This is a genomic window from Actinoplanes solisilvae, assembly GCF_003999975.1.
Lineage (GTDB): Bacteria > Actinomycetota > Actinomycetes > Mycobacteriales > Micromonosporaceae > Actinoplanes > Actinoplanes solisilvae.
The window spans coordinates 270,948-286,358 of sequence record NZ_RJAC01000003.1 but is presented as its reverse complement, the minus strand read 5'-3'; the positions used below and the strand labels follow the sequence as shown (position 1 = coordinate 286,358).

The 15,411-nt window shown below is 70.9% G+C and carries 12 protein-coding genes and 1 riboswitch; of the genes, 7 read left to right on the top strand and 5 right to left on the bottom strand.

Annotated features, from left to right (window positions below; all coding sequences use genetic code 11):
- Nucleotides 1–19 precede the first annotated feature (19 nt).
- A riboswitch (cobalamin riboswitch) is annotated at nt 20–228 on the bottom strand.
- Between the two features lie 131 nt (nt 229–359).
- A complete protein-coding gene (locus tag EER30_RS12060; RefSeq protein ID WP_164842296.1) occupies nt 360–3,176 on the top strand; it encodes an ATP-binding protein in 2,817 nt (938 codons plus the stop codon).
- A gap of 718 nt (nt 3,177–3,894) precedes the next feature.
- Here the strand turns inward: EER30_RS12060 and EER30_RS12055 are convergent.
- Genes EER30_RS12055 through EER30_RS12040 form a run of 4 tightly spaced genes read right to left on the bottom strand, consistent with a single transcriptional unit; the run spans nt 3,895 to nt 7,063 of the window.
- Nucleotides 3,895–4,551, bottom strand: coding sequence for a hypothetical protein (locus EER30_RS12055; protein WP_127500476.1), 657 nt, complete (start codon nt 4,549–4,551; stop codon nt 3,895–3,897).
- Nucleotides 4,552–4,557: 6 nt separating this feature from the next.
- Entirely contained in the window at nt 4,558–5,433 is an 876-nt protein-coding gene (locus EER30_RS12050) for a metal ABC transporter permease (protein WP_127500475.1), read from the bottom strand.
- Nucleotides 5,430–6,164: a metal ABC transporter ATP-binding protein gene (locus EER30_RS12045; protein ID WP_127500474.1), complete on the bottom strand. Its 735-nt coding sequence runs from the start codon at nt 6,162–6,164 to the stop codon at nt 5,430–5,432. Before EER30_RS12045 ends, EER30_RS12050 begins: the two co-directional genes overlap by 4 nt.
- The gene (locus EER30_RS12040; RefSeq protein ID WP_164842295.1) at nt 6,161–7,063 is read right to left on the bottom strand and encodes a metal ABC transporter substrate-binding protein; all 903 of its coding nucleotides are present in this window, start codon (nt 7,061–7,063) and stop codon (nt 6,161–6,163) included. Before EER30_RS12040 ends, EER30_RS12045 begins: the two co-directional genes overlap by 4 nt.
- Before the next feature lie 230 nt (nt 7,064–7,293).
- Between EER30_RS12040 and EER30_RS12035 the strand changes: the two genes are divergently transcribed.
- The 6 genes from EER30_RS12035 (at nt 7,294) to EER30_RS12005 (ending at nt 14,475) form a co-directional block, all read left to right on the top strand.
- Nucleotides 7,294–8,505 carry a cupin domain-containing protein gene (locus EER30_RS12035; protein ID WP_205650201.1) on the top strand — a complete coding sequence of 404 codons (1,212 nt, stop codon included), beginning with the start codon at nt 7,294–7,296 and terminating at the stop codon, nt 8,503–8,505.
- Between the two features lie 94 nt (nt 8,506–8,599).
- Nucleotides 8,600–9,304, top strand: a complete 705-nt coding sequence (locus EER30_RS12030) for a ThuA domain-containing protein (RefSeq protein ID WP_127500473.1) — start codon at nt 8,600–8,602, stop codon at nt 9,302–9,304.
- Nucleotides 9,274–10,368, top strand: a complete 1,095-nt coding sequence (locus EER30_RS12025) for a Gfo/Idh/MocA family protein (protein ID WP_127500472.1) — start codon at nt 9,274–9,276, stop codon at nt 10,366–10,368. The genes EER30_RS12030 and EER30_RS12025 overlap by 31 nt, the downstream gene beginning before the upstream one ends.
- 91 nt (nt 10,369–10,459) lie before the next feature.
- Nucleotides 10,460–12,034, top strand: a complete 1,575-nt coding sequence (locus EER30_RS12020) for a peptide chain release factor 3 (RefSeq protein WP_127500471.1) — start codon at nt 10,460–10,462, stop codon at nt 12,032–12,034.
- A 78-nt stretch (nt 12,035–12,112) separates the two neighbouring features.
- The gene (locus EER30_RS47890; protein ID WP_349290863.1) at nt 12,113–12,424 is read left to right on the top strand and encodes an Rrf2 family transcriptional regulator; all 312 of its coding nucleotides are present in this window, start codon (nt 12,113–12,115) and stop codon (nt 12,422–12,424) included.
- A 50-nt stretch (nt 12,425–12,474) separates the two neighbouring features.
- Nucleotides 12,475–14,475, top strand: a complete 2,001-nt coding sequence (locus EER30_RS12005; protein WP_127500470.1) for a M6 family metalloprotease domain-containing protein — start codon at nt 12,475–12,477, stop codon at nt 14,473–14,475.
- A gap of 2 nt (nt 14,476–14,477) precedes the next feature.
- Here the strand turns inward: EER30_RS12005 and EER30_RS12000 are convergent, their stop codons facing one another.
- A complete protein-coding gene (locus tag EER30_RS12000; RefSeq protein WP_127500469.1) occupies nt 14,478–15,362 on the bottom strand; it encodes an AraC family transcriptional regulator in 885 nt (294 codons plus the stop codon).
- Nucleotides 15,363–15,411: the final 49 nt, after the last annotated feature.

Below are 15,411 nucleotides of genomic sequence, written 5' to 3'. Positions count from 1 at the left end.
TCGACCGCCGGACACCACGACGGCGTCCGGCGCGCTGGCAGGTCTTCGGACTCGTGGGCGCGCTACCTGTGCCTACCGGCCGTCGCTTCCCAGGCGCGTGACGCCCAGTGCTTGGATGACGGCTTTCGTTCCCACTCACCGCTGCGGGGCAGTCCCGGACTCACACCGGGTTCCCTCTTGCCTCGAACACCCGTTTCACAGGCGTTCGAACCAGCTGCGGTCAACACCATATATGGGTGAGGGCCAGTGACAGCAACACCAGATCGTGTGCCGGGCGTGTCGCGTCTGAACGTCACCCCCGCCTCGCCCACTGTGATCACCGCAACGGTGGTATCGCGTGATCGTGCGATGTGGGTGCCGTGACGCGCACCGCAAGGTCGACGTACGGGGCCGAGCGTGAGGAGACGATCTTGGCGATCCATCTGCCCGGGCGTGACGCTGAGGCCGGCCAACTCCGGGAACTCGTCGACGACCTGGGCCGCCACGGGTTCGCGGTGCTGCTCCACGGCGAGCCGGGAATCGGCAAATCCTCACTGCTGGAATTCGCGCGGACGCACGCGAGCCGTCAAGGCTTACGCGTCCTCTCCACCGCGGGCGAGCCGGACGAGACGGATCTGCCGCACGCGGGACTGCACCGGTTACTGAGACCGCTGTCACCCCGGGCCAGCACCTTTCCGGCCGCGCAGCGCTCGGCCCTGCTGGCCGCGTTCGGCGCCGTCGAAAACCCGCGCCCCGACCCGTTCCTGGTCGGGTCGGCCACGCTCGAACTGCTGTCGGACGCGGCGCAGAACGCACCGATGCTGATCGTCGTCGACGACGCGCACCTGCTCGACCCGGCCTCACTGGACGCGCTCGCCTTCGTCGCACGCCGGCTCAACGACGAACGGATCGGCATACTCGTGGCCGGCCGGTCGGGCGCGGTCGGGTCGGGACCCCTCGAACGCACCGGCTTCCGGCAGCGCCGGGTCGGGCCCCTACCCGAGGCAGCCGCGGCCGAACTGCTGCGCGAGGCCCACCCCGACGCCTCGGACGCGGTTCGCGCCCAGTGGCGGCGTGAGGCGGCGGGCAACCCTCTCGTGCTGCGGGAACTCCCGCTCGGCAAGAAGCTCGGCGGCGCCCTCGCGCTCGGGCCGGCACCGACCCTCACCCCCACCCTGGTGCGGCGCTTCGCGGCCCACGTGCTCGGGCTGCCCGAAGAGACGCTGACGATGCTCGTGGTTCTCGCCGCCGACGAGAGCACCGCCACGCCCGAACTGCTCGACGCGAGCGCACGCCTGCTCGGCCGGGCCGTCTCGCTGCCGGCCCTGTCACCGGCCCTGGACGCCGAGGTCATCCGCATCGACGCCGGGCAGCTCACGTTCCGGCACCCCCTCGTGCGCGCCGCGACCTATCAGTACGCTTCCCCCTCCGTACGGTTTCAGGCCCACCTCGCGCTGGCCGACGTCTCACGGCACGACCCGGTGCGGCACGCCTGGCATTCGGCGGCGACCCTGGTGCGCCCGGACGCATCGGCCGCGAACTCGCTGGTCGCCGCGGCCCGTCTCGCCTACGACCGGGGCATGCTGACCGCCGCCGTGAGCAGCCTCGCGCGGGCGGCCGACCTCACCGCCGACCCGGCCCAGCGCGGACGCCGCCTGCTCGACGCGGCCGAACTGGCGGTGCAACTGGGCGAGCAGGACAGCGTGCTGGGCCTCGTCGGCACGGCGTCCGCCTGCACGCTGCGACCGGTCGACCGGCACCGGCTGAGATGGATCGGGCTCACCCACCACCAGGGCCCGGTACCGGCCGGCATCGTCCGCGAGGCGACGCAATGGGCTTCGCACGCCCTCGAACAGGGCGACCAGTCGTTGGGTAGACACCTGCTGCGGCTGGCCGCCGAACGCGGCGTGTGGGTCCGGCCGAGCGAGGGTCTGCGCGATCTGATCCTCGCCGCCGCCGAACCACTACCGCAGATCGAGCGGGTCGCGATCGGGGCGCTGGTCGCGCCGGCCACCGTGGCGAAGGCCCTCGCCAGGCTCCTGGCGGACCCGGCCTTTTCCGGGACCGCGGACCCCTCCGCACTGCTCGACGCGACCGCTCCCGTCGGCGGTGATCAGCCCGCGGCGCTCGGCGCGGCCGCAGCCCGGACAGGCCAGTTCACCCTCGCCGTTCCGCTGCTGAACGAGGCCGGCTACCTATTCCGCGCCCAGGGCCGCTGGGGACGGCTGCCCGGCGTCCTCGTCGAACAAGCCTGGGCAGAGATCCACCTGGGCCAGTACGCGGCGGCCCACGACAACGCGGCGGAAGGCATCCGGCTGGCCGAACAGACCGGCCAGCCGCTGTGGGCGTCCGCGGGACGGCTCGTCGTCGCCGCGGTCCGCGGAGTGCGGGGCGAGACCGAGGACGCGCTGGCCGCGACCGCCACCACCGAACTCGAGGCGTCGGCGCACAAGGCCGGCCGGCTCGTGGCCCGGGCCCAGGCCGTCCGCGGGCTGACCCACCTGGCCGCAGCCGACCACGAGGCTGCCCTGAGCGCGCTGCTGCGACTGTTCGACCCGGACGACGCGGCGCACGACCCACTGCTCGGATGCTGGATGTTCGGAGACCTGGCCGAGACCGCGACCTACCTCGGGCGGGCCGCGGAAGCACGCGCCCTGCTGCCCGCAGTCGAGGAGCTGACCGAACAGACCGACGGCACCCGAGCGCGGGCGGCGGTCACCTACGCGAAAGCACTGCTGTCGACCGGCGCGAACACCGAACACCACTTCCAGCGAGCCCTGGCCGACGACCATTCGTCCGAGCCGTTCGACCGGGCCCGGCTGCAACTCGCGTACGGCGAATGGCTGCGACGCCGCCGCCGGGTGGCCGCGTCCCGGCCGCCGTTGAGTGCGGCGTTGAACGCGTTCCAGGCGCTGCGGCTGCCGGCGTGGACCGATCGGGCTCGGCGGGAGGCCCGAGTCGCCGGCCTGCGAAGCGACGCGTCGTCGAACACGGCTCCGGCGGTGCTCACCCCGGCCGACCTGGAGATCGCGCAACTGGCGTCGGACGGCATGTCGAACCGGCAGATCGGGCAGCAGCTCTATCTGTCGCACCGCACGGTGGCGGCCCATCTGTACCGCATCTTCCCGAAGCTCGGGATCACGTCGCGGGCGCAGCTGCACGCGGCCCTGGTCGACCTCAGGGCGGTCGATGGCTGAGGGCCGGCCCTGGTCAACGGCTCACGTCAGCCGTCACCCACAGCCCATGCCGCTGCAACTGCCGTGCCAGCGCCCGCGCGTCCTCTTGTCAACCGTTATCCACACCAGCCCTCCGTCCACAGCCCACCCCGCCAAGATCGCCCCGTCCCACCACAATGACCAGCGGGGGTTCCCCCAGGGAGGGTGGGCTCTGAGCCGTGCACGCTTGGGGCGGCACGCCCTCGCCACGGGCAGATCTGCTGGCTGGGCGGGGTCGGGCGCGCAGTGACAGCCCCACGGCGTGGCTCGAAAGCGTCACGCTGACAAAGCGCTCACGCCAAGCCGATCGACAGGTCCCGACTTCCAGCGAGACAGGCCACTCTCATCCCTTGGCCAATCCGAGGTCCTTGATGCAGGCCCCTCGAACGCTCTCGAGGCCCCTGAATCAAGGATCAGCAGAACGATCAAGGAGAAGGAGGGCCTGGTTCCTGGTTTCGGGGCACGGCGCCGAGCCATCCGCGTGCCGTGACCGGCCCCGCCGGCCAGATCCCGTGGCTCTTCGTCGAGAATCCAGCCGTACGCCCCCTGACCGAACCCGACCGCCCCGCCGCGGGTCGAACAGCCGCGCTCTCGCGCGAAGCGCGGCCCGGCACAGGCGCGGGCCGACACAGGCGCGGGCCGGCACAGGCGCGGGCCGCCGCAGGCGCGGCCGACGGGATCGACGGCAACCAAAAGCTGGTCAGAGGCGATGCACGTCCACCCGGCGCACCAGGGTCACCGCTGCGATGGCGGCGAGCGCCGAGGTCAGCAGCGCCACGGCGGGCGCTGCTACGACGACCGCGGTTCCCACGATGGCGCCCGCCACCAGGGTCGGGATCGAGCCGAGGCGCAGCCACAGGTGGCTGTCGCGACGGCCGGCGAAGTCGTGCGGGACGCTGGTCGTCACGCCGGCGAGTTCGATGATGCGGCGCGTTCCGGCCGCCTGGAGCGCGAGCGCGGCGGCCGAGAGCGCGATGACGAGCAGCCCAGCGGCTGCGCCCGACCCGGCCGAGATGTTGCCGGCGATCAGCACCGCGATGATGGCCGAGCCTTGAAGCACCGTCGGCACCAGGGGGCGCGCGGTTGCGGGAGCGGCGGGTATCCGGGACGGCACAGTTCCGGGGGCCGCAGGCGTCCGGGGGCGTGTCTGTCCAGGGTCGACAAGTTTTCGGGTTAGTGACAGCGTCGCGGCGAAGGCGAGGACCGCGACGGCGCCGCCGAGCAGCGGGGCCACGTACGCGGAAAGACCTAGGAAGGCGAACGAGGCAAGAGCGCCGACCGAGAAAGCCAGGACGAACGCGGTGGCTGTCGCCGAGACCGCTTTCGGTGAGGGAACCGGGTAGCTGAGGCTGGTCATGCGAGGTCACCTGGCCAACGTGTAGGAGCGGCGGCGGCGACGGCGCGTGAGGCGCCGGGCGACCACACCGTGGCGGGGGCTCAGGAAGAAGACGAGACCGAAGAGCACGCCCTGGACGACGACGATGAGTCCGCCCGACGACGCGTCCAGCCAGTAGCTCAGATACAGGCCGACGACCGCGCACACCGTCGACGTGACCGGCGCGATCACCAGCATGCGGCCGAAGCGATCGGTCAGCAGGTACGCGGTGGCGCCCGGGATGATGAGCATCGCGACGACCAGGATCACCCCGACCACCTGCAGCGCCACGACCGCCGTCAGCGCGAGCAGGCCGAGCAGCAGGGCCCCGAGGCGGCGAGGGTTGAGCCCGATGGCCTGCGCGTGGGTGGGGTCGAAGGCGTACAGCATGAGGTCTCGGCGTTTCAGGACGAGCACGACCAGGGCGACGGCGGCGAGGATGGCGATCTGCGCCACGTCCGATGTGGAGACACCGAGGATGTTGCCGAAGACGATGTGGTTCAGGTCGGTCTGGCTGGGCGTGACCGAGATGAGCACGAGCCCGAGCGCGAAGAGCGTCGTGAACACGATGCCGATCGCCGCGTCCTCCTTGACCCGGCTCGTGTCGCGGATGGCCCCGATCAGCCCGACGGCGAGGCCGCCGAAGACGAGTGCTCCGAGCGCGAACGGCGCGCCGACGACGTAGGCGAGCACCACCCCGGGCAGCACCGCGTGCGAGACGGCGTCGCCCATCAGCGACCAGCCGATGAGCACCAGCCAGCACGACAGCAGCGCGCACACGACGGCGGCGATCACCGTCGTGGCCAGGGCCCGCACCATGAACTCGTAGTGCAGCGGTTCGAGAACGAAGTCGACGGGGTTCATGCGACGGCCTCCAGCATGTCGAGTCCGAAGGCCAGCGCCAGCGTCTCGGGCCGCAGCGCCTCGGCCACCGTGCCGTGGAAGACGACGCGTCGCTGCAGCAGGATCGCCTCGTCGGCCAGCCGGGGCAGCGCGTGCAGGTCGTGTGTCGAGACGAGAACCGTGCGGCCTTCCTCGGCGAGTTCGCGCAGCAGCCGTACGATGGTGGCCTCTGACCTCTTGTCGACCCCCGCGAAGGGTTCGTCGAGCAGCAGGATCCGTGCCCCCTGGGCGATGCCGCGGGCCAGGAACGCGCGCTTGGCCTGCCCGCCCGAGAGCTGCCCGATCTGGCGGTCCGCATAGTCGCTGAGCTCCACGCGTTCCAAGGCCTTCGAGACCGCCGTACGATCCTCGCCTCGCACCCGCCGGGTGAAGCCCATGCGGCCGTAGCGGCCCATCGTCGCCACGTCGCGCACCGAGACGGGGAAGGTGCGGTCGACGTCCTCGGTCTGCGGCACGTAGCCGACCAGTCCATTCTTGCGGGCGCGGGCCGGCGCGGAGTCCTCGATGAGGACGGTCCCCCGGTCCGGGCGGGTCATGCCCATGATCGTCTTGAACAGCGTCGACTTGCCGGATCCGTTCATCCCGATCAGTCCGGTGACCCGGCCGGGCCGTACGCGCAGGGACACGTCGTCCAGGGCGCGCACCTGTCCGTAGTGGACGGTCAGGCCGGCCACGTCGATCGCGGGGGTCATGACGCCCGCCCGGTGAGCGCGCCGACGATCGTGGCGACGTCGTGGCGGATCAGGTCGAGATACGTCGGCACCGGTCCGTCGGCCCCGGACAGCGAATCGACGTAGAGCGTGCCCCCGAACGTCGTTTCACCGGCCCCGACCACCTGGCGCATCGGTTTGTCCGACACCGTCGATTCACAGAACACCGCCGGTACGTCGTTCGCCTTCACGAATTCGATCGTCGAGGCGATCTGCTGGGGCGTGGCCTGCTGCTCGGCGTTGACCGGCCAGATGTATTTCTCGGTCAGCCCCGCGTCGCGCGCGAGATAGGAGAAGGCCCCCTCGCACGTGACCAGGGCCCGCTGCTTCTGCGGCAGCCGCGACAATTGCCCGACCAGATCGTCCTGAATCCCCTGCAGTTCCTTCTTGTACGTGGCCCCGTTCGCGGCGAAGTCGGCGGTGTGCGCGGGATCCAGCGCCGTGAACGCCTTGACGACGTTGTCGACGTAGATCCGCACGTTCAGCGGGCTCATCCACGCGTGCGGATTCGCCTTTCCGGCGTAGGCGTCCTCGGTGATGTCCATCGGTTGAACCCCCTGCGACAGAACGGCGTGCGGAACGTCGAGCCCGCCGACGAACCGTTTGAACCACGCTTCGAGATTGAGGCCGTTGTCGAGAATCAGATCGGCCCGGGCGGCCTTGCGAATGTCGCCCGGGGTCGGTTCGTAGCCGTGGATCTCCGCGCCGATCTTGGTGATCGACTCGACGGTCAGGTGGTCGCCGGCGACGTTGCGCGCGATGTCGGCCAGCACCGTGAACGTGGTGAGAACGACCAGCTTCTCTTTCTCGCGCGGCGTCCCCATCGAGGCGCACCCCGATGACAGGCCGATCGCGAGCGCCAGCGACAGGATCTTTTTCACGGCTCCTGTTTCCCCTCCCGGCCGGGCTGACCGACCGCCGAGGTTCAGCCTCCGCCGCCCGCCGCGGGCCCGCCTAGCGTCAAGTGACTCGACCTCGAGCCGGCGGAAATCCCCTTTCCGTACGCCGTGCGGGCCGCTCGCAAATGAGGTCACCTGCCTCTAGGCGGCGCCTCAGAACCGGTGGTGCCCTGGGAAAACGTGCACTGCCCCACGAGAACGAGGAGAACCACATGGACCCCGACAACCGGGTGCCGCACCACGAGACGCCGAGCCTGGGAAACCCGGATCTGCCGCCGGAGGGAATGGAGAACATCGCCGGCGACCCGGCGAGCACGCGCATGACCGGACCGCGCAACCCGGTGCTGGAGAGCCAGTTCCCGAGCGCCGTCACGGCGCCGGGTACCGACATCAGCACCCAGCCGTTCTTCTGGTCGTCGTTCAACATCTCGCCCCGCCGCCAGCAGCGCGGGGGCTGGGCCCGCGAGGTCACCCAGCAGGACTTCGCGATCTCCGACGAGATCGCCGGTGTGAACATGTACCTCGAGCCGGGCGGCATCCGGGAGCTGCACTGGCACCAGACCGCCGAATGGGCGTACATGAGCCGCGGCCGCTGCCGCATCACGACGCTGAGCCGCGAGGGCCTGCCCAGCGTGGACGACGTCGAGAGCGGCGACCTGTGGTTCTTCCCGGCCGGGCTGCCCCACTCGCTGCAGGGCCTGGGACCGGACGGCGCCGAGTTCGTGCTCGCGTTCGACGACGGCGAACAGTCGGAGAGCAACACTCTGCTGCTCACCGACTGGTTCGCGCACACGCCCCCGGACGTACTGGCCAAGAACTTCGGGGTGGCCCAGGAGGCGTTCAAGGACATCCCGCTGCACAACCTGTGGATCTTCCCCGGTGACGAGCCCGGCGAACTGGAGGACGACCAGGCCGCGGCGGGTGTGGAGTGGGGGGCGACCAACCCGGTGATCTTCCGGCTGTCGCGCTCGCAGCCGCGCTACCAGAACAGCGGGGGCAGCATCCGGATCGCCGACAGCAAGAACTACACGGCGTCGAAGACCGTGGCGGCGGCGCTGACGATCATCGAGCCGGGTTCGATGCGGGAGCTGCACTGGCACCCGAACGCGGACGAGTGGCAGTACTACCTGCAGGGTACCGGGCGCATGACCGTGTTCAACACCGGCCCGCACGCGAACACGACCGACTTCAACGCCGGTGACGTCGGTCTCGTGCGCCGCAACCTGGGTCACTACGTCGAGAACACCGGCGACGTCCCGCTGATCTACCTCGAGACGTTCCGCAGCGACCACTACGAGGAGGTCTCCCTCGCGAACTGGCTCAGCCACCTGCCGCCCAAGCTGGTCTCGCAGCACCTGAACATCCCCGAGGACGTCCTGGCGACGTTCCCCCGCGGCGCCCAGGGCATCGTCCCGCTCCGCTGACCGCGACGCAGGCGTCGTCACGTCTCGTGGCGGCGCCTGATGCCGTCGATCGGTCACCGTCGCGGTGACGGCCGTGATCTGGTAGGTCTGGGGGATGCCTGATGCTCTGGTGGTTCGCGGCGGCTGGGAAGGTCATCGGCCGATCGAGGCGACCGACCTGTTCCTGCCGTTCCTCAAGGACAACGGTTTCGAGGTCCGAGTCGCCGACTCGGCGTCGATCTACGGCGACGCGGCGGTCATGGCCGCGACCGACCTGATCGTGCAGTGCGTGTCCATGTCGTCGATCGAGCCGGAGGCGCTGGCCGGGCTGCGGGCCGCCGTCGCCGCCGGCACCGGGTTCACCGGCTGGCACGGCGGCATCGTCGATTCGTTCCGCGCCTCGTCCGACTATCCGCAACTGACCGGCGGCCAGTTCGCCACCCACCCCGGTAAGGACCCGGCCGCGCGCTGCGGCGACGAGACCGACAACTTCCTGCCGCACACCGTCGAGATCACCCCGCTCGGCCGGGAACACCCGATCACGGCCGGGCTCGACGACTTCGAGCTGACCACCGAGCAGTACTGGGTGCTGCACGACGACCTGATCGACGTGCTCGCCACCACCACCCACCCCGTCCAGCCGTGGCAGCCCTGGCATCGCCCGATCACGTCGCCGGCCGTCTGGACCAGGCAGTGGGGCGCGGGCCGGATCGTCGTCACCACGCCCGGCCACAGCCTCGACGTCCTCGGCGACCCCTCCGTACGTACCGTGATCGAGAGGGGCATGCTGTGGGCGAGCCGCACCGCGTCGGCATCGTAGGAACCGGCTGGATCTCCGGCGCCTACCTCGCGACGCTGCGGGACCACCCGTCCGTGACCATCGCCGCGGTCGCCGATCTCGACGCCGCGCGGGCCGCCTCGGTCGCCGAGGGCCTGGCCGGATGCCAAGCCCTGCCGGTCGACCGGCTGCTGAGCGACGACTCCGTCGGCACGATCCTCAACCTCACGACCCCCGCGGCCCACGCCTCGATCGGGCTCGGCGCCATCACCAACAACAAGCATGTGTACGGGGAGAAGCCCCTCGCGGCCGAGCTGCCGGCAGCCCGTTCCCTGCTGGAGCGGGCGGCCGAGTTCGAAGTCACGGTGGGCTGCGCCCCCGACACCGTGCTCGGAACCGGCGTGCAGACCGCCCGCGCCGTGATCGACAACGGCTCGGTCGGCCGCCCGCTGTCCGCCGTGGCGGTCATGGCCACGCCGGGCCACGAACGCTGGCATCACAACCCCGACTTCTACTACCAGCCCGGTGGCGGCCCGCTGCTCGACATGGGTCCCTACTACGTGACCGCCCTCGTCCACCTGCTCGGCCCGATCGTGGCCGTCACCGGCGCCTCCGCCCGGCCGCGTGCCCTCCGCGAGATCGGCACCGGACCGCGGGCCGGTGAACGGATCCCGGTCGGGGTGGACACGCACGTGACCGGCATCCTGCACCACGCGAACGGCGCACTCTCCACGATCACCACCAGCTTCGACGCGGTGCGCACCACGGCCGCCCCGATCGAGGTGCACTGCGAGGGCGGCACCGTCGCCGTCCCCGACCCGAACCTGTTCGCCGGCGACGTACGCGTCTTCGAGCTGGGCGCCGCCGACTGGCGCACCGTGCCGCCGACGGCCGGCTACGAGGACGCGTCCCGCGGCGTCGGGCTGATCGACATGCTCACCGCGCCGGCGCCCCGGGCCGGCGGCGAACTGGCCCTGCACGTGCTCGACGCCATGATGTCGCTGCTCCGCTCGGCCGGCGAGGGGCGCCGCGTCGAGCTGACCACGACGACCGGACGGCCCGACCCGGTGCCGCTGACCCCGGCCACGCGGTGGCGCCGCGGGTGAGCCCCGTCACGGCCCGGGCGAGCTACCGTACTTAGGGTCCTTCGCCGGATGCGACGATAGAGACCTCGGGCAGTGATCGTGGGGAGAGAACGTGAGTCAGAACGCACCGGCCGTCGCCGTCGAAGCCGGCCGGAGGCGTACGTTCGCGGTGATCTCCCACCCGGACGCCGGCAAGTCGACCATGACCGAGGCCCTGGCCCTGCACGCCCGGGTGATCGGGCAGGCCGGCGCGGTGCACGGCAAGGGCGACCGCAAGGGCGTGGTGTCCGACTGGATGGCGATGGAACAGCAGCGAGGCATCTCGGTCACCTCGGCCGCGCTGCAGTTCTCCTACCGCGACACGGTCATCAACCTGCTCGACACGCCCGGGCACGCCGACTTCTCCGAGGACACCTATCGGGTGCTGACCGCGGTCGACAGCGCCGTCATGCTGCTCGACGCGGCCAAGGGCCTCGAGCCGCAGACGCTCAAGCTGTTCGAGGTGTGCCGCCAGCGCAACATCCCGGTGATGACGTTCATCAACAAATGGGACCGTCCCGGGCATGACGCTCTCGCCCTGCTCGACGAGATCGAGGAGCGCACCGGGCTGAAGCCGACCCCGCTGACCTGGCCCGTCGGCATCGCCGGGCACTTCCACGGCGTCGTCGACCGCCGCACCGGCGTGTTCACCCGCATGGAGCGCTCGCCCGGCGGCACCGACCTGGCCATCGAGGAGGAGATGGACGCCACCGAGGCGGCCGAGCGGTTCGGGGCCGACTGGGACACCGCGTCCGAAGAGCTCGACCTGCTCGCGATGACCGGCGCCGACCACGACCAGGGCGCGTTCCTGGCCGCGAAGACCACGCCGGTGCTGTTCGGAGCGGCGGTCGCCAACCTCGGCGTCCGGCAACTGCTCAACCTGCTGGTCGAGCTGGCGCCCCCGGCCTCGGCCCGGCCCACCGTCGCGGGACCGGACCAGCCGGTCGACGCCCCGTTCTCCGGCTTCGTCTTCAAGATCCAGGCGAACATGAACAAGGCCCACCGCGACCAGGTGGCGTTCGTGCGGGTCTGCTCCGGCCGCTTCGAACGCGGCATGATCGTCAAGCACGCCGGCACCGGCAAGCCGTTCACCACCAAATACGCCCAGCAGATCTTCGGCCAGGGCCGCGACACGATCGACGAGGCCTTCCCCGGCGACGTGGTCGGCCTGGTCAACGCGACCGCGCTCGGCATCGGCGACACCCTGCACAGCGGCGGCGCGGTGCAGTACCCGCCGCTGCCCTCGTTCCCGCCCGAGCACTTCGCCGTCGTGCGCACGAACGACACGTCGGCCTTCAAGCGCTTCCGCCGCGGCATCGAGCAGCTCGACGGCGAGGGCGTGGTCCAGGTGCTCCGCTCCGACCAGCGCGGCGACCAGGCCCCGGTGCTGGCCGCGGTGGGGCCGATGCAGTTCGAGGTGGCCACCTACCGCCTCGAGGCCGAGTTCGGCGTCACCGTCCACCTCGACCACCTGCCGTACGAGATCGCCGCCCGCACCGACGACGCCGGCCGCGAAATCCTGAAAGCCGAGTCGAACGTCGAGGTCATGACCCGCGTACGGGACGGCGCGATGCTCGCCCTGTTCCCGCACCGTTGGCGCATGCGCTCGATCGCCGGCCGCTACCCCGACCTGCGCCTCGACGGCTGACGCGGCGGCGGTGTCGGCCTGGTCGGACTGGAACGCGGCCGCGTTCGCCCCCGTGGCGCGGACCTCGTCGACGACGGCCTGCGCCTTCGCCTGGGAGCTGATGTAGCTGAAGGCGACGTCGGCGCCCTGCTCGGCCAGCAAGCCGGAGCGGGCTGGTCGCTGACGCGCGACCTGGCGTCGATCACCCTGCTCGACGTCTACGACGCGGTCGAACCCGGCCCGCTGTTCGCGATGCACCGGGCCACCCCCGATCAGGAGTGCGTCATCGGCCGGGGCATCCAGCCCGCGATGCGGGACATCTACGGCGGCATCGAGAACACGCCGCGGCAGGAGCTCGCCGAGGTCACGCTCGAGGACGTTCGCAAGGCCGTGCTGGCGACCTCGAGCTGATCGTTCCGCCTTGCATTGAAGTGTGTCGATCAGCATGCCAGGATGGCGGCATGACGCGTGCGCGACGCCTGGTCTCGGCAACGTCCGTCGTGGTGCTGGCGCTGGCCGGCACCCTCACCGCCTCCCCGGCCACCGCCGCGCCGCCCGGGGACGTCGACCCCGACACACCCTGGCGCATGCGGCACTGGCCGCAGACCCAGCCCTGGCAGGTCGACGAGGCCGCCGCGCTCGCCCGCACAGGCGGCGGCCCGCAGCCGATCGACCCGCAACGCTACGAACTGCCCGACACGATGACCTGGTCGGACTACAAACCGGTCCCCGGCACCGACTGGGCCAACCCCGCCGTGCGCGGTTCGGACCGCAACTTCAACGGCGCTCTCGTGCTCGTCGACTATCCGAATCAGCCGTTCGTCGTGACGCAGCCCGCGAACTCCACCATCTACGGCAACCCGTCGGGCGTACAGAATCTCGCTCGTGACGACGTGCCGGCGTTCTATCGCGATTTCCTCAACAAGCCCGGCAAGCTCAACCGCGGTCACACCATTCACGAATACTGGATGGAGGACTCGAACGGCCGGTTCGGCATCGAGCTCAACTCCTTCGGCGTCTACCAGATGCCGGCCGACAGCCACGAGTACGGCATCGAGACCCAGATGCAGCGCGGGCAGGGTTGCCCGGCCGGCGACCGCTGCGCCCGCAACCTGCGTACGGATGCCCGGGCGGCCTGGATCGCGGCGGTCGGGGAGACCGAGGCGGCCAAGTACGACTTCGTCTTCTTCCTGTCCTCGGGGCAGGACGAGTCGGCCACCTGGCAGGAGTTCGGGCAGATGAAGTTCACGACCAAGGAGGACGTGACCGACGAGTGGGGTCCGCCGGACACCGCGCTGCCCAACTGGAACGCCACCCGGTACGTCGAATGGACCTCGTGGCAGGCGTCGGCGAACATCTGGCCCAACGCCACCCAGGGCAGTTCGCTGCAGGCCGAGAGCTCGGGCATGTCGACCTACGCGCACGAGTTCAGCCACATCCTCGGCGTCGGTGACAACTACAACAATCCGTACGGGATCCCGGCGCGCCGCGACTACAGCGGTCCGTGGGAGATGCTCAGCCGGGGCACGTTCAACGGTCCCGGCGGCCCGCACAGCCGCTGGCTCATCCCGGGCACGTCGGGTTCGTCGATGGGCGCCCAGCACATGCTGCGCAACAAGATGAAGCTCGGCATCGTCGACGACGCCGCGGTTTTGAAGCTCTCCCGCGACGCCCTGGCCACCTCGGGCGTGGTGGTGACGAAGGTGACGGCCCGCGCGGTCGACCACAAGCTCGCCGGCATCAACATCACCCTCGACGGCGGCGACCGGAGCGCGGCCTGTGACGCCTCGACCGACCCGTTCTGCGACGGCGGCGGCTACGACAACTACACCCTCGAGGTCGTCGACCGCATGGGCTACGACTCGTTCACGCCCGACTCGGGTGTGCTGCTGGCCAAGACCAAGGACGAGGACGCCGCACCGTTCATCTGGACCATCGACGCGAACCCGCAGGACATCGACAAGGTCGACTTCGTCCTGCCCGACGGCACCGCCCAGAAGATGACGATCGGCGACTACCGCCAGCTCTCCGACGCCCTCTTCCACGCCGGCACGAACTCAGGCAGCGAGTTCGAGCACGTCGACACGGCGAACCGCCTGCACTTCTACGTCCTCGACCGCCACCGCGACCGCAAGGGCGTTCTCTCGTACGAGGTGGCCGTCCGCTCGCTCGACGGCGCCGGCCCGTCCCAGCGGGGCGTGCGAGCCTACCCCGCGATCGCCCGCCGCGACCACGACGGCTGGGCGCGCTGCACGATCCCCGTCCGCAACACCGGCCGAGCCGTCGACGTCCTGCGAGTCACCGCCCCCGGCGCCGCCCTCCCCCGTACGGTGGTCGCCGTCCCCGCCGGGAAGACGTCCTCGGTGGAGGTCTGGACGAAGGACACCCGCCACGCGAAGGTGACCGTCACGTCGGAGAGCAACCCGGCCGCCCGGGCGACAACCTCGTGCGTGGCGCTCTGACCTCACACCTCGGCGAGCCGCGCCGCACCGGCCAGGGCGAGACGAGCCGCGTCCCGGCCGGGCGGCAGGCCGAACATCCGCCGGTACTCCCGGCTGAACTGCGACGCGCTCTCGTACCCGACCGCGAAGCCGACGGCCGCCACGTCACCCGGCGCGGCCAGCAGCCGGTTCCGGGCCTCGTGCAGGCGGATCGTCTTCTGGAACTGGATCGGCGTCATCGTCGTCACCGCCCGGAAGTGCCGGTGCAGGGATGTCACGCTCATGCCGGCCACCCGGGCCACGTCCTCGACGCGGAAGAGGTCGGCGTGGTGCTCGCGGATCCAGCGGATCGCCCGCCCGATCTGGGCGACGTTGCTGTCGGCCAGTCCGATCTGGCGGACCGTGCCGCCCTGATCCCCGGTCAGCAGCCGCCAGACGATCTCCCTCTCCAGACCGGCCCACAGTGCCCGCTGGTCGCCGGGGCGGTCGAGCAGCCGCAGCAGGCGCACCACCGCGTCGAGCAGGTCGTCGCCGGCCGGGCTGACCGCGATGCCCGGCGCCGGCTCGCTGGGCATCGCGGGCTGGGCGTCCAGCAGCAGTTCCGCGATCAGCGTCGGGCTCAGGGGCAGGCCCAGCACCAGGTAGGGTTCGGCGGCCGAGGCCCGCGACACGTGCGCGATCACCGGCAGCCGCACCGCCGCGACGAGGAACTCACCCGCGCCGTACGAGAAGTCGGTCTCCCCGACCACGGCGGTCTTCGCACCCTGCACGACCAGGGCGAACACCGGCTCGCTCTGGGCCGGCATCGGCTCGGTGGGCACGTCGCTGCGGTGCAGGACGAGACCGCCCGGTGCGGGCCGCCCGGCATGACGCAGCACCAGGTCACGGATCTCGGGCAGAGCGCTCATTGACCAATAGTGCAGATTTTGGCAGGATCAGGCAACCCGGTGGCAGCAT